Origin of the sequence: Aeromonas sp. R5-3 (assembly GCF_040908225.1) — a bacterium.
Taxonomy (GTDB): domain Bacteria; phylum Pseudomonadota; class Gammaproteobacteria; order Enterobacterales; family Aeromonadaceae; genus Aeromonas; species Aeromonas dhakensis.
The window spans coordinates 20,147-33,398 of record NZ_JBFODH010000028.1; the positions used below are offsets into that span (position 1 = coordinate 20,147).

At 58.2% G+C, this 13,252-nt stretch carries 12 protein-coding genes; 4 read left to right on the top strand and 8 right to left on the bottom strand.

Annotation, left to right across the window (positions count from 1 at the left end; all coding sequences use genetic code 11):
• Window positions 1-153 precede the first annotated feature (153 nt).
• The gene (locus AB5Y95_RS19165; protein ID WP_005307369.1) at window positions 154-453 is read left to right on the top strand and encodes a hypothetical protein; all 300 of its coding nucleotides are present in this window, start codon (window positions 154-156) and stop codon (window positions 451-453) included.
• A gap of 122 nt (window positions 454-575) precedes the next feature.
• On the opposite strand, the gene AB5Y95_RS19170 is transcribed toward AB5Y95_RS19165, so the two are convergent.
• On the bottom strand, window positions 576-932 hold the full coding sequence (locus AB5Y95_RS19170) for a CesT family type III secretion system chaperone (protein WP_005307376.1): 357 nt from the start codon (window positions 930-932) through the stop codon (window positions 576-578).
• Window positions 933-1,130: 198 nt separating this feature from the next.
• Between AB5Y95_RS19170 and AB5Y95_RS19175 the strand changes: the two genes are divergently transcribed.
• Window positions 1,131-2,669 carry an AexT-like T3SS ADP-ribosyltransferase toxin gene (locus AB5Y95_RS19175; RefSeq protein ID WP_368161835.1) on the top strand — a complete coding sequence of 513 codons (1,539 nt, stop codon included), beginning with the start codon at window positions 1,131-1,133 and terminating at the stop codon, window positions 2,667-2,669.
• A gap of 95 nt (window positions 2,670-2,764) precedes the next feature.
• Here AB5Y95_RS19175 and AB5Y95_RS19180 read toward each other — a convergent pair whose 3' ends face one another.
• The 3 genes from AB5Y95_RS19180 to AB5Y95_RS19190 all read right to left on the bottom strand — a co-directional run bounded on the left by AB5Y95_RS19180 (window position 2,765) and on the right by AB5Y95_RS19190 (window position 4,417).
• Entirely contained in the window at window positions 2,765-3,244 is a 480-nt protein-coding gene (locus AB5Y95_RS19180; protein WP_368161836.1) for a DM13 domain-containing protein, read from the bottom strand.
• Window positions 3,245-3,356: 112 nt separating this feature from the next.
• Window positions 3,357-3,764, bottom strand: coding sequence for a hypothetical protein (locus AB5Y95_RS19185; RefSeq protein WP_005307387.1), 408 nt, complete (start codon window positions 3,762-3,764; stop codon window positions 3,357-3,359).
• A gap of 272 nt (window positions 3,765-4,036) precedes the next feature.
• Entirely contained in the window at window positions 4,037-4,417 is a 381-nt protein-coding gene (locus AB5Y95_RS19190; protein WP_017784672.1) for a hypothetical protein, read from the bottom strand.
• 566 nt (window positions 4,418-4,983) lie between these two features.
• Here AB5Y95_RS19190 and AB5Y95_RS19195 point away from each other — a divergent pair.
• Window positions 4,984-5,490, top strand: coding sequence for an AAA family ATPase (locus AB5Y95_RS19195; RefSeq protein WP_368161837.1), 507 nt, complete (start codon window positions 4,984-4,986; stop codon window positions 5,488-5,490).
• 484 nt (window positions 5,491-5,974) lie between these two features.
• Here the strand turns inward: AB5Y95_RS19195 and AB5Y95_RS19200 are convergent, their stop codons facing one another.
• From AB5Y95_RS19200 to glyQ, 3 genes are all read right to left on the bottom strand, one after another.
• On the bottom strand, window positions 5,975-7,132 hold the full coding sequence (locus AB5Y95_RS19200; RefSeq protein WP_368161838.1) for a DUF3800 domain-containing protein: 1,158 nt from the start codon (window positions 7,130-7,132) through the stop codon (window positions 5,975-5,977).
• Window positions 7,133-7,248: 116 nt separating this feature from the next.
• Window positions 7,249-9,318 (bottom strand): glycine--tRNA ligase subunit beta, encoded by a 2,070-nt coding sequence (glyS, locus tag AB5Y95_RS19205; protein WP_368161839.1) that lies wholly within the window; start codon window positions 9,316-9,318, stop codon window positions 7,249-7,251.
• Window positions 9,319-9,327: 9 nt separating this feature from the next.
• Window positions 9,328-10,251: a glycine--tRNA ligase subunit alpha gene (glyQ, locus tag AB5Y95_RS19210; protein WP_005339464.1), complete on the bottom strand. Its 924-nt coding sequence runs from the start codon at window positions 10,249-10,251 to the stop codon at window positions 9,328-9,330.
• Window positions 10,252-10,460: 209 nt separating this feature from the next.
• Between glyQ and AB5Y95_RS19215 the strand changes: the two genes are divergently transcribed.
• Window positions 10,461-11,042: a DNA-3-methyladenine glycosylase I gene (locus AB5Y95_RS19215; RefSeq protein ID WP_368161840.1), complete on the top strand. Its 582-nt coding sequence runs from the start codon at window positions 10,461-10,463 to the stop codon at window positions 11,040-11,042.
• Window positions 11,043-11,117: 75 nt separating this feature from the next.
• Here AB5Y95_RS19215 and AB5Y95_RS19220 read toward each other — a convergent pair whose 3' ends face one another.
• A complete protein-coding gene (locus AB5Y95_RS19220) occupies window positions 11,118-13,154 on the bottom strand; it encodes a bacteriohemerythrin (protein WP_368161841.1) in 2,037 nt (678 codons plus the stop codon).
• Window positions 13,155-13,252 lie beyond the last annotated feature (98 nt).

Consider the following 13,252-nt stretch of genomic DNA (forward strand, 5'->3'; position numbering starts at 1 on the left):
TGCGGCAGGCTGCGACAAAAAACGGCGCCTGATGGCGCCGTTTTGCATGCCAGATTGTGACTCAGACAGACAGGTTGGGGTTGGGCGGGCTGGCCGGCTGGCTGGTGTGCACTATAGTTTGGTTCTTTTTGGAGCCAAAAATAGGAGCTGGCTATGGCATGGACTATCGATGATTCGCAACCCCGCATCCTCTACAACAAGGACAAGCACGTAGCCGTAACGGCGTCGGCCATGAGCAAGTACCACGAGTGGCGGCGGGAGATAGTGCGAGGCACGGACCCCAAGAACGCCGCCGACAAGGTGGGCGACATGCACTACGAACAACTGGGCGGCAAGCACAAGGGGATCTACACGATCCGCCTCAGTCAGGAGCACAGGGTCGCCTTTACCATCAACAGCACCCTGCAGCAGGTCAGCGTAATCAGCATTGGCGGCCATTTTCCGCCGGGCTGAGTGGTCTGGTTGAGTGCAAAAAGGCGCCCGATGGCGCCTTTTTTATTGGCTTTCAGCCGCCGCACAGCCGGGCTGTGGGTGGCGTGGTCAGCAGTGGGTCATGCGGCATTGCTGTGGGCGAGTCAGATCTGGCCAATCTCGCGGGCGGCATGTACCAACTGCTCCAGCTGATGATGGATCTGGCCGCGATCGAGTTGTTGTAGTGGCTGACGACTCCAGAGTACCGGGGTCAGGCTATCCGGATCGAATGCCAGAACCGGTTTGCAGGGGTCCTGGCTAAACAGGTTCTGGGCTGCGGCTTGTGCGCTGGTGGCGGCTTCCAGGCGGGTAAACATCAGCAGGTAGTTGGCCGGGTGTTCGGTCAGGTGGTAGGTATGCTCGCCGATCTGCAGGCTGGTGACGCTCTCTTCCTGTGCTGGCATGGGGAGAGAGAGGGAAAGAAACAGCTGATGGAGGGCTGCGTGATAAAGAGGGTTCATCGAGGGCTCCAAGTTGGTGATGGGGCAATTAGAGCAGCTCACCGGTGACGACACTGTTAATGGTGGCTCTGTTTTTTTAGCTTTCCGGCTGGCGGGGTGGTGTGCCGCGTTCAGTGCAAAAATCCCGACCACTCGCGATAGTCCGCACCCACCGCCTCTCCTAGACTGGCCACGACACATCACGAGAAGATAAACGCCATGCAGATTCAAACACATACCAGCGGCTTGCAGGCCGTGGCCCAGCACAATGACGTTACAGCGGAGGTTGGCCGACTGGGCCAGCTGGAGGCTCATCAGGTTGCTACCAGTCATGATGCCCTTCAGCTGGGCAACCGCAGTGAACCGCAAAAAGGACAGGGGCTGCTGTCCCGTTTGGGAGCCCAGTTGGCCCGTCCGTTTGTGGCGCTGAAAGAGTGGATCGGCAATCTGCTGGGGGCCCGTACCGAGGCACCCGCCCACTCAGCCCCACCGGCAGACAGCCTCTCCCTGGCCGATCAAAAGCGTCTGCTTCTGCAAAAGGCATTGCCCTTTACCCTGGGCGGCCTCGATAAGGCGAACGAGCTCAATAACATAGATGCACAGCAGTTGGGGCAGGAACATGCCCGGCTGGCGACCGGCAATGGCGCCCTGCGCTCGCTGGCAACCTCACTGAACGGGATCAAGGATGGTTCCATGCGGCAGGAGAGCCAAACCTTGGCGGCCGGGTTGCTTGAACGTCCCATCGCTGGCATCCCGCTCCAGCAATGGGGGACTGTGGGTGGCAAGGTGACGGAGTTGATCGCCAACGCGACTCCGGAGCAGTTACAAGAGGCAATGAGCCAGCTGCACGCAGTGATGGCGGAAGTGGCCGACCTGCAACGCGCGGTCAAGGCCGAGGTTGCCGGTGAACCATTGCCAGCTGCCTCCAGTGCCGAGGTTGTGGCGGCCCCACATGGTGAGGCCAAGCCTGCCGCCCGTGAAACCGTCGCCATGGCGCGCCAGACCGAGGTCACCGGTTACAAGCAGGCGCTGGAGCTCATCAGCTACCAGGCCAGCTATCTGCTGCGGGATCAGGCTTCGACCGAAGTTACCCTGAGCAGTGATGACCTCAACGCCTTGCACCAACACATTGCCGATGGCTCCATCAATGGCTCCCATATGGCCAAGCTGCAAACCCGAGGTGATCTGCAGATCCTGCGTACATTGGCGCTCTCTCTTGCGAGCGGCAGCGATGCCAATGGCGCTTCTCTGGGCAATGCACTCGAGAGTCTCGCCTCGGCGCGTCCCAACCAGCGGTTGGTGCTGGGCGGTCTGATGCAGTTTGCAGGTCAGACCGACCAGGCATGGGCAGACCAGACCGCCGGCAAGCCGGAAGATCGACTCGATGCAGGGGCGCGACTGCGCTTTGACACCGGCCACATGAAGGCTGAACTGGCCCGCCTTGATGACAGTGCGGCTCGGCAGGTACTGCAACAGCTGGAGGGGGATTTTGGTGATCGAGCCAAGGCTGTCTGTGATTTCGCGGTGGCACAGGTCTCTACCTTTGCCGACAGCGAGAGCAGCCCGGAAGCCGTATTGGTCTCCCGCTTGACCCGTATGGGCAATCTGGTGGGCAGTCTGACCGACGAACTCAAGGCACGCCTTCAGCTGCCCGAGTCAGCACGCGGTGAGCCGACCATGATCGACTCCGTCAGCCAGCTGACTCCGCTGGAGCTGGCGGCTCTGGCCCATATCGGTGTCGGGGCCGACTATCTGTAACAAGCTTGCTCGTTACCCGTAAGGCAAGAGTCATGGCGTTAAAACGGACACCTTCTGGTGTCCGTTTTTTTATGGAGAATGAGCCGGTTGTAAAGTTACGGCCGGTAGCGGGCGGCAGTGATGAACTGGCCGAAGGTCTCGCACCAGATGATCACGCTGTCGTAGTCGGCCGGGTTTACATCGGCAGGCAGGGGGACGATAAAGTTGTCGAAAGTCTTCACCGGCCCGATCTTCACCATCTTCTCCTTCAGGCGGGCAAAGTCGGCCTCGGTCTCGACGAAGGTGGGCGACAGGTAGAGCTGGTAGTCGGGGCCCGGCGCCAGCCTGCCCATCAGGCTGATGGCATCGGGCCCTATGCTGACCTGCCCCTCACCCCAGTGCAGCCGGTCGCTGTCTTGCAGATCCCGGCGAAAGGTGCCGTGAAAGCTGGCCTGAGCCTGCCGGGCGGCAACCTGCTCGTTGGCGGGGGCGGGCGGGGCGATCAGGATCGGCAGGGCATAGATGCCGGCCGCAAAGCCGGCGGCGCCCACCAGCAGATGGCTGGCCAGCAGCAGGGTCAGGGTCTTGCGTTGCATAGTGTCTCGGTCGTTGATTAATTGATGGCTCCACCCTACCAGCAGGCCGCCGTCATGCCCAGCCCGGGAGGGGGGCATGACGGTGGTTGCTCGGGCATCGCGTTGGCGGGGCTTACTGGATGCTGACCGAGAGGGTGTGGGGCACCTGCTCGCCACGGCGGGCGGAGGCGCGCATCTGATAGACCTGGATCAGGTACTTGCCGGAGGCGGGCAGGGCACCTTGCCACTGGCCATCGCCATCGTTGCGGCCCAGCGCCTCGGCCTGACCGGGTTGGGCACCGGGGGCGAAGACGTTGAAGTTGGCGTTGCTGCTGCCGCCGATCTTGACCGTCATGGTCTGGCCCGCCTTGGCCACCAGTGTGTAGTGGATGGTGTCGTAACCCGCGAAGCTGCCCTTGAGCTGGGCGCTGTGGGCCCCCTTGGCAAACTGCACCGGGACCGTGGTGATCTTGTCGGCGGCCTGCGCACCGGCGGCGGCCATGGTGACGGCCAGCAGGGCGGCCTGAATTGCTCGTTTCATCGTTGCACCTCGTGAAGGGGCCCTGTCACCTTGGCAGAGCCGCCCTGACAAGATATGACTAAATCGGTGGACTGGCTATCCGGGTGGTGGTCGGGTCAGATGTGTCGATGGGGCAGATGTGGTGCGAACGGGGGAGATACCTGGCGACCCTATCCTCGCATGTTGCAGCGCAAGGCAAGCGACGGTCGCGCGGGTTGTTAAAGCCGGGCACAGCTGATTGGCCCGGCTTGGTGTTCACTCCCTTTATCGCACGAATCAGTGCGCGGGCAGGATTAGGGGTTGAAGCTGCGGGTGATCTTCAGCTGATGAATCCCGCCGGAGCACTGGGCATCATTGCCCCAGGCGCTGACAGGCAGGCCGCGCTCCAGCGCCAGCAAGGCCATCTCGAACATGCCCCTGCCGGGATAATCATTCAGGTTCTTGAAGACATGGAAGCTCGTGCTGCCCTGCTCATAATTCTTTTCCCATGAAATGACCACCGCATTGCCCGCGTCGGGGCCGCCACTGGCCGATTTGATATAACCGGCATGCACATCGGTCAACATGACCTGGTCAAGACACTGCACATCGACCCGGTAAGTGGCCAAGGCACTGGTAGAGCACATCAGGGCGGACAAGGCTGCCAACATCACGAACTTCTTTTTTATGATCATTCTACACATCTCCATCTGTGTGTTTCAGGTGAATGGCGGAAATTAAAATGGAGAGATGGAAAAGGCCATGGCTATTTAATTTAGATAAGTCTGATATTGATTTTATATATTGCTTTGCAAGTGCATTGTTTGGACTTTCTATTTTTACTTGAAAATAAATCATTGATTTTAAACGGTTTGTTTTCGAATGTGGATGTCACCATTTTTCATCGTTACGGTGATATGAAAGATGGTTGGATATATAAAACAAAGCATTTTTAATGCTGCGTTGTTTATTTTTAGGTATGTATTGGCAAAGATTACAGCTTGATTGATGAGGCACAACAAGAAGAAATGGGGCGTACAAAATATCTTTTGTGGTTATTGCTATCCATCAGCCAGCCTGCATATGCATTTGGATGATCGGTAGAGAGGCTGGCTTATATGCGCGCGTATTCGATGACGGCTATCGCTCAAGGTAGTCCGCTGACGGGCATATCCCATGCAGCCTTGAACAAGACGCTGTGGGTGCGATGACAATCCGGTACCCTATGGCTCGGGTTCTTCTTTTATCACGGGAATGGGACATGCTGATCATCTTCAGTGGTTTGCCGGGCAGCGGGAAAAGCACCATAGCACGGGCCCTGGCCCGGCGACTGGGGGCCGTCTACCTGCGCATCGATACCATAGAGCAGGCCATTCGTGCCGCCGAGCAGGCGGATCACGAGATGGGGCCCGCCGGTTATTTCGTTGCCTATGGGCTGGCCAGAGAGAACCTGGCACTTGGCTCGACCGTCATCACGGATTCCGTTAACCCCATCCAGCTCACCCGGGATGCTTACCACGATATCGCCCGCGCGGTCGGGGTGCCCTGTCTCGATGTCGAGGTGGTCTGCTCCAACCCAAGCCTGCACCGCGAACGGGTCGAGAACCGGACGGTGGATATCGAGGGGTTGGCATTGCCGGATTGGCAGGCGGTGATCGATCGCGACTATCAACCCTGGGACAGTGAGCGCCTGGTACTGGATAGCGCCACCCTGTCGGTTACCCAGAGCGTGGAGAAGATTGTCGCTGCGTTGGCACAGGAATCGTAGGTTCGATTAGCGCAGCGTCATCGGACGAACGAGATGCTTTTGCCGCAGTTGTTGCCGTGAAACAGGATCGGCCAGCCGGAGGGGGGAATTCGGGTGGTGGTTATGGCGGGAGAGTTGATTTACGCGAACGTCCGATTACGCCTGACGGCTAATCGAACCTACGGGCGATCTGGCAGGTGTCGGGGATGAAATTGCCCCCTTCTCCCCTTGCGGGAGAAGGGTTGGGGATGAGGGGGAATTATGCCAGCCCAAGGTCAATGTTGGGCTTCTCGATGTTCGGCACCGACCGGCATGCACCATATCTCACCGCCTCATGTAGGTTCGATTAGCGCTGCGTAATCGGACGATCGAGATGCTTTTGTTTCGGTTGTTCCTGTGAGTCTGCGGCGGCCCGCAGGAGGGGAAAATTCGGCTGGCCTTGATGGCGGGAGAATCTATTTACGCGAATGTCCGATTACGCCTGACGGCTAATCGAACCTACGAGTTACAACCCCAAATCGTTCAGTGTGGAACGATGTGCATCCATGAATTTCCTGGCCATATCTGCCTGTTCTTTTGTGATATTTTCCAAGTCTGGAAGTATTGATTCAAATCGTTTAAATCTTCCTTCCATACCAGAAAAGGAAATTCCATCTACAAAAGACTGTTTTAAAAAAAGAGACCCTATAACATGTAACTCAGTTGATAGTTCTTTCTTTAATAAAATCCGGTTTGTTATCCAAAGGTATATATCCACAATTTGTAAACCAATAGACTCTTGGCTTTTTGATATCTCAATATTACTGTTAATTAAGTTTTTATTTATCAGGTCTGCTTTTCCTATTGATGCAAACAATGGATGATTAAGGTATTTATTTCTATCTTCCTGTGTTGCCCTTTTCATTCCATCAGAAATCAAACTAGCATTTCGATAGGTCTCAATTTGTGCTTTATTAAATTGTGTTTGCATATCAACTGTTATTGATAGAGCTTTTTTTCTGTTTTTTAATTTTAATCGTCTAGAAATACTTGAAGCAACGAATTGAAATCCAACTGCATTTGGTGATATTGCTTTTTCATCAGGTTGACCAAAGTCCATTGCTAGAGGGTTTTTTATTGCGAACCCAAGCGCATTAATTATTATTTCTTTTGAACGAGCATCCAAGCATGATTTGTTTGTAATGCTTCTTATTTCTTCTAAGGTCTGAATGATGTCTGATTCTTTATTTTCTATGTATTTACATGTGCATAGTGCCCATGTTTTCTTTAAAATGTCATCATCTAAAATAGCAGCCAACTTAAGTATTATAAGATAGCGCATAGGGGTCCAATATGTATCCCATCTAACAGCAGGGTTGATACCAGCATCAAATATAGCGTCAAAAAGACAAACAACAGCTAGGGCTCTTTTTTCAATGAAATAATAATCGAATGAAAATTTGAATTTATCCTGTAATAGATAAAGCTCTCGTGATATCTCAGTTAGTTTATTGACTCCGAGATGATTTGCGTGAAGGCAATCAATGTCGAGCTTCTTTGTTATATCTTTGAACCACTGTTTTCCTAATGCATCTACGTTCAATGTGCTGGATAGAACACCATAAGTTAATATAGGTTGATTTTTATCAAAAAGTTGATTGCCTGTATTACCTGATTCATCCACATGAAAGAACATTTTAGTGTTACCTATCGTGTGCAAACGAAGGTAATAGATTAATCTATTTTTAATAAAAACGGCGCCGAAAGGCGCCGTTTTTTGATCTAGCCAACAAACCTCAATCACTGTAGCAGGGAGATATCCGCCACTTGCAGGAACAGGTTGCGCAGGTTGTTCAGCAGCGCCAGACGGTTGGCCTTGAGGGCCTCGTCGTCGGCCATCACCATCACCTCGTTGAAGAAGGTATCGACCGGCTCGCGCAGGGCGGCCAGACGGGTGAGGGCAGCCTGGTAGTCACCGGCGGCGAACAGCGGGGCCAGTTCGGCCTGCAGTGCGGCAACCTGGGTGGCCAGCGCCTTCTCGGCGGCATCGACCAGCAGTTCCGGTTTGACGGCAGTCGGCAACTCGCCTTCGACCTTGGCCAGAATGTTGCTCACGCGCTTGTTGGCGGCGGCCAGTGCCAGTGCGGCATCCAGAGTGCGGAAGTGGCTGACGGCCTTGACGCGACGATCGAAGTCGAGCGGACGGGTCGGGCGGCGGGCCAGCACGGCCAGCACCACATCGGCACCGATGCCTTCGTCCTGATAGGCGGCACGGAAGCGGCCTAGCATAAAGTCGACCACGTCGGTGACGACGGTTTTGTTGGTCAGCTTGTCGCCGTAGACGCGTACCGCTTCTTCAACCAGTTCAACCAGATCCAGATCCAGCTGCTTCTCGGTCATGATGCGCAGGGCACCGATGGCGGCGCGACGCAGGGCGAACGGATCCTTGTCACCCTTCGGCAGCATGCCGATGCCGAAGATACCGGCCAGGGTGTCGAACTTGTCGGCCAGCGCGACGGCGCAGGCAACCAGACCGGACGGCAGGGCATCGCCGGCAAAGCGCGGCATGTACTGCTCGTTGAGGGCCACGGCAACCGCTTCGTCTTCGCCATCGTGACGGGCGTAGTGCATCCCCATGACACCCTGGGTGTCGGTGAACTCGCCGACCATGTTGGTCATCAGATCACACTTGGAGAGCAGACCGGCACGCTTGGCCTGAGCCACGTCGGCGCCGATACGCTCGGCGATAAAGCCGGCGACGGTCTCGATACGCTCGACCTTGGCCTTGACGGTGCCCAGCTGTTGCTGGAACAGCACGGTCTCGAGGCGCGGCAGGCGGGAGGCCAGAGTCTGCTTGAGGTCGGTCTTGAAGAAGAACTCGGCGTCTGAGAGACGAGGGCGAACCACCTTCTCGTTGCCGCTGATGATCTGGCTCGGGTCTTTGGACTCGATGTTGGTGACGAAGATGAACTTCGGCAGCAGCTTGCCGTTCTTGTCGTATACCGGGAAGTACTTCTGGTCACCCTTCATGGTGTGCACCAGTGCCTCGGCCGGCACAGCCAGGAACTTCTCTTCGAAGTTGGCGGTCAGCACCACAGGCCACTCGACCAGGGCGGTCACTTCTTCCAGCAGGTCGTCGTCCAGATCGGCCACGCCACCGAAGGCGGCAGCGGCCGCTTCGGCGTCAGCCTTGATCTTGGCCTTGCGCGCCATGAAGTCGGCAATCACCATGCCGCGCTCCTGCAGGATCTGCGGGTACTGGCTGGCGTTGTCGATGGTGAATTCGCTCTCGCCCATAAAGCGGTGGCCGCGGATGGTGCGGGCAGAGTCGGTACCCAGAATGTGGGCGGGCACCAGATCCCCATCCAGCAGCAGGGTCACGGTGAAGACCGGACGCACGAACTGGATGGTCTTGTCGCCCCAGCGCATCATTTTCGGGATCGGCAGCTTGGCCAGCGCGGAGGCGACCAGTTCGCCCAACAACTCTTTGGCCGGACGGCCTTCGACCTTGGCGGTGTGAACCAGCCACTCGCCCTTGTCGGTGACCAGACGCTCGGCCTGCTCAACGGTGATGCCGTTGCCACGGGCCCAGCCTTCGGCGGCCTTGGTCGGCTTACCGTCCGCATCGAACGCCTGAGCTACGGCCGGGCCGCGCTTCTCGACGCTCTTGCTCGGCTGTTCGCCAGCCAGTGCGTGCACCTTCAGCGCCAGACGGCGCGGGGAGGCAAACCACTCGACGTCGCCAAAGGCCAGATCGGCCTTGGTCAGTTCGGCTTTGAAGTTGTCGGCAAAGGCTTCGGCCAGGGAGCGCAGGGCTTTGGGCGGCAGCTCAGCAGTACCGATCTCTACCAGAAATGTATGTTGTGCCATGTCCGTTCCTTAACCTTGCTTGTTCTCACTGCGCTGACACATCGGGAAGCCCAGCGCTTCGCGGGAGGCGTAGTAGGCTTCCGCCACGGCCTTGGTCAGGGTGCGAATGCGCAGGATGTAGCGCTGACGCTCGGTGACCGAGATGGCCTTGCGGGCATCCAGCAGGTTGAAGGAGTGAGCGGCTTTGAGGATGCGCTCGTAGGCAGGCAGCGGCAGCGGTTTTTCCAGTGCCAGCAGATTCTGGGCTTCCTTCTCGTACTGCTCGAAGCAGTGGAACAGGAACTCCACATCGGCGTGTTCGAAGTTGTAGGTGGATTGCTCCACTTCGTTCTGGTGGAACACGTCGCCGTAGGTGGTCTTGCCCAGCGGGCCGTCAGACCAGACCAGGTCGTAGACGCTGTCGACGCCCTGGATGTACATGGCCAGACGCTCGAGACCGTAGGTGATCTCGCCGGTCACCGGCTTGCACTCGAGGCCGCCAACCTGCTGGAAGTAGGTGAACTGGGTCACTTCCATGCCGTTCAGCCACACTTCCCAACCCAGACCCCAGGCCCCTAAGGTCGGGTTTTCCCAGTTGTCTTCCACGAAACGGATGTCGTGGATCTCGGGATCCATGCCCAGCTCTTTCAGGGAGCCCAGATAGAGTTCCTGAATGTTGTCGGGGGAAGGCTTGATGATCACCTGGAACTGGTAGTAGTGCTGCAGGCGGTTCGGGTTTTCACCGTAGCGGCCGTCAGTCGGACGGCGGGACGGTTGCACGTAGGCGCAGGCGATGGGCTCGGGGCCCAGGGCGCGCAGGCAGGTCATGGGGTGAGAAGTACCGGCACCCACTTCCATATCCAGCGGCTGAATGATGGTACAGCCCTGGCGGGACCAATAGTCCTGCAGCTGCAGGATCAGGCCCTGAAAGGTTTTGACATCGAATTTTTGCATAATTTTTTTCGCGCGAAATGAAATCAGAGCAAGATTTGCTGAATGTGAACCGAAGGAGTATACCGTCTGGCATGGTCGGATAATAGGCGAAATTACAGCGGATTAATGTGATGGCGCTGCGCGGGGCCTGGGCGGGAGGGGTTGTCGGCACTCCCACGCCCAGGTTGGCATCGACCCCGGGGATTGGATGAAATGACAGGAGAGAGGGAATGGAGTTGCGTTGCGCCTGGGTGACCAAGGACCCGGAATACATCGAATACCATGACAAACAGTGGGGGAGGCCGGTTCATGACTCGCGCGAGCTGTTTGCCAAGCTCTGCCTCGACGGTCAGCAGGCGGGGCTGTCTTGGATCACCATCCTGAAGCGCACCGAGAGCTACCATCGTGCCTATGTGGATTTTGATCCGGTGCGCATCGCGCAGTTCGACGAGCAGGACGTGGAGCGGCTGATGCAGGATACCGGCATCATCCGCAACCGGCTCAAGGTGCAGTCGATCATCAAAAACGCCCGCGCCTATCTGGCGCTGGAAGCGGAAGGCATCGACTTTGTCGATTATCTGTGGGGCTTCGTGGGTGGCGCCCCCATCGTCAACCAGCGCCAGGGCAACGGCGACATTCCGGCGACCTCAGCGGAGTCGGATGCCATGTCCAAGGCGCTCAAGAAGCGCGGCTTCACCTTCGTCGGCAGCACCATCTGCTACGCCTTCATGCAGGCGGTGGGGATGGTGAACGATCATCTCGTCACCTGCCCCTGCCACGCCGAATGCCAGCAGGGGCCTGCGCGCCAATAAACCGGGTGCAAGGTAAAAGAGAAGGGAGGCTGATGCCTCCCTTCTGCATATCGGCATGGCGCCAGCCATGGGCCGTCAGGCGATCCCGGCCTGACGGAGCGTGCCTGAGTACTGTTTGTCGACCTTGGAGATGTGGTTGAGCAGCCAATTCTTGAGAAACACCAGCAGCTCCATGTTGAACTCCTCGTCGTCCGTGCCGTTGCGCTGCATCAGGGTATCGAGCTCCGCCAGCAGCCGGGCGTGTTCCTCTTTGTGGCGGCGCAGCTCGGGGTAGCCCGCCTGCTCCATCACCTGCTCCTCGTCGGCGAAGTGCCGGGTGGCGAGCTTGAGCAGCTCGTCGAGCCGCTGCTTGCGAAGCTGAGCCGGACTCTTGTCGATGACTGCCTGGTAGAGCCGGTTCATCGCCTCGAACAAGCCCAGATGCTGGTTGTCCATGCTGGGCACCTGCACCATGAAGGCCTCGTTCCAGTGCAAGAGCTCCTGATCCTGGGTGGCTGAGCCAGCCTTGCTGACGTCGAACTGATCGCTGATGAGGCCGATCTCCTCGTTGGCCTGGTTCATGTCCCGGGTGTGGCTGCGGCTCTGGCGCGCCAGCTCCAGGCATTCGCGGGCAATGCTGGCGACCTCCATCACATTGCGGTTGGTCTCTTCGGTGACCTGGGCCTGCTGGCCGGCGGCGGTGGCGATGTGGCCGTTCATGTCGTTGACCCGGGTGATGGCTTCGACGATGGCGGTCAGGGTCTCGCCGGTGCCCGCCGCCTGGCTGACCGCCTGTTCGCTCACGTTGCGGGTGGTGTGCATGGTGGTCACCGCATGGCGGGTGTTGTGCTGCAGCGCCTCGATGCGCTGCTGGATGTCGACGGTGGCGGCCTGGGTGCGGGTCGCCAGCTGGCGCACCTCGTCGGCCACCACCGCGAAGCCGCGCCCCTGCTCGCCGGCCCGGGCCGCTTCGATGGCGGCGTTGAGGGCCAGCAGGTTGGTCTGCTCCGAGATGGTGCGGATCACCTGAAGTATGTTGCCGATCTGGGTGCTCTCCTGATCCAGCTGGGTCACTTCCCCGGCGGATTGCTCGATGTGGTCGGCCACCTGCCGGATCAGGGTGATGGTCTGGCTTACCTGACGCTGGCCGTCGTGGGCCTGCTGCTGGGTCAGCAGGGTATCCTGGCTGGCCTGCTCGGTGTTGTGCTCGATGTTGTGGACGGTGGCTGTCATCTCGTTGATGGCGGTCGCCAGCATGTCGGTATTCTGCTGGGCCTGCTGCATGCTGCTGAGGGTGCTGCCGGAGTGGGCCATCAGCAGCGCCATCTTGTCGTGGGTCTTGCGCGACACCAGTTGTACCGTGCCGATCAGGTTGTCGATATTGCCGAGGAAGCGGTTGAACACTTCCGCCAGATAGGCGAACTCGTCCTTGCCCTGGCTGTGCAGCCGGAAGGTGAGGTTGTGGCTGTGGTTGGCCAGCTCGACCAGCTGGCCCATCAGATGCTGCAGCGGGCCGACGGTCTTGCGGTAGATGAGCAGCAACATCAGCAGGATGACGGTCAGGCTGACGGCCAGCTGCAGCATGTCCTGACGCTGCAGGGTCTGGCTCTGGGCATGGATATCCTGTTCCCGCTGCTTGAACCCTTGCTGTTGCTGTTCCAGCACGGCCGCGACCTGGCTGGCGATGTTGTCGGTGAGGGCATCGAAGCCTTCGTTCGGCTGCTTCATCAGCTGGTTGCCAGCCTCGCGCCCCTCTTTCAGATAGATGTCCACCATCCGCTTGCCGATCTCCAGCTGACGGGTCAGCAGCGGGGTGAGTGGCGCCTGCAATTGTGGCAGCCGCTCCAGCAGCTGGCGAGCCGCCTGGGCGTGCTGCTCGGCCTCGCCGATGGAGTCCATCTCGCCGGAGACGGCGGCATCGGTCAGGAACTGCTGAACCTGGGTGGTGTGATACCGCAGCTCCTGCAGGGTGATCTGCTCGTTGGCGCTGAGGATGAGCTGGTTGGGAAGCTCACCGAGGCGGGCAGTCAGGCTGCTGCGCCAGAGCCCGCCCAGCGCCATGGTGAGCAGAATGATGAGGCTGGCACTCAACAGCAGGTGCCGGATCGATACGTTGCGAAGCAGTGCGGACATGAGAGACCCCTGAGCACTATTGATGGTGCATTCAATAGTAGCCAATAGAGACGTATTTGGTCCGTTGAACAAGGGGATAGGTCAAGGTGGTGGCCTGG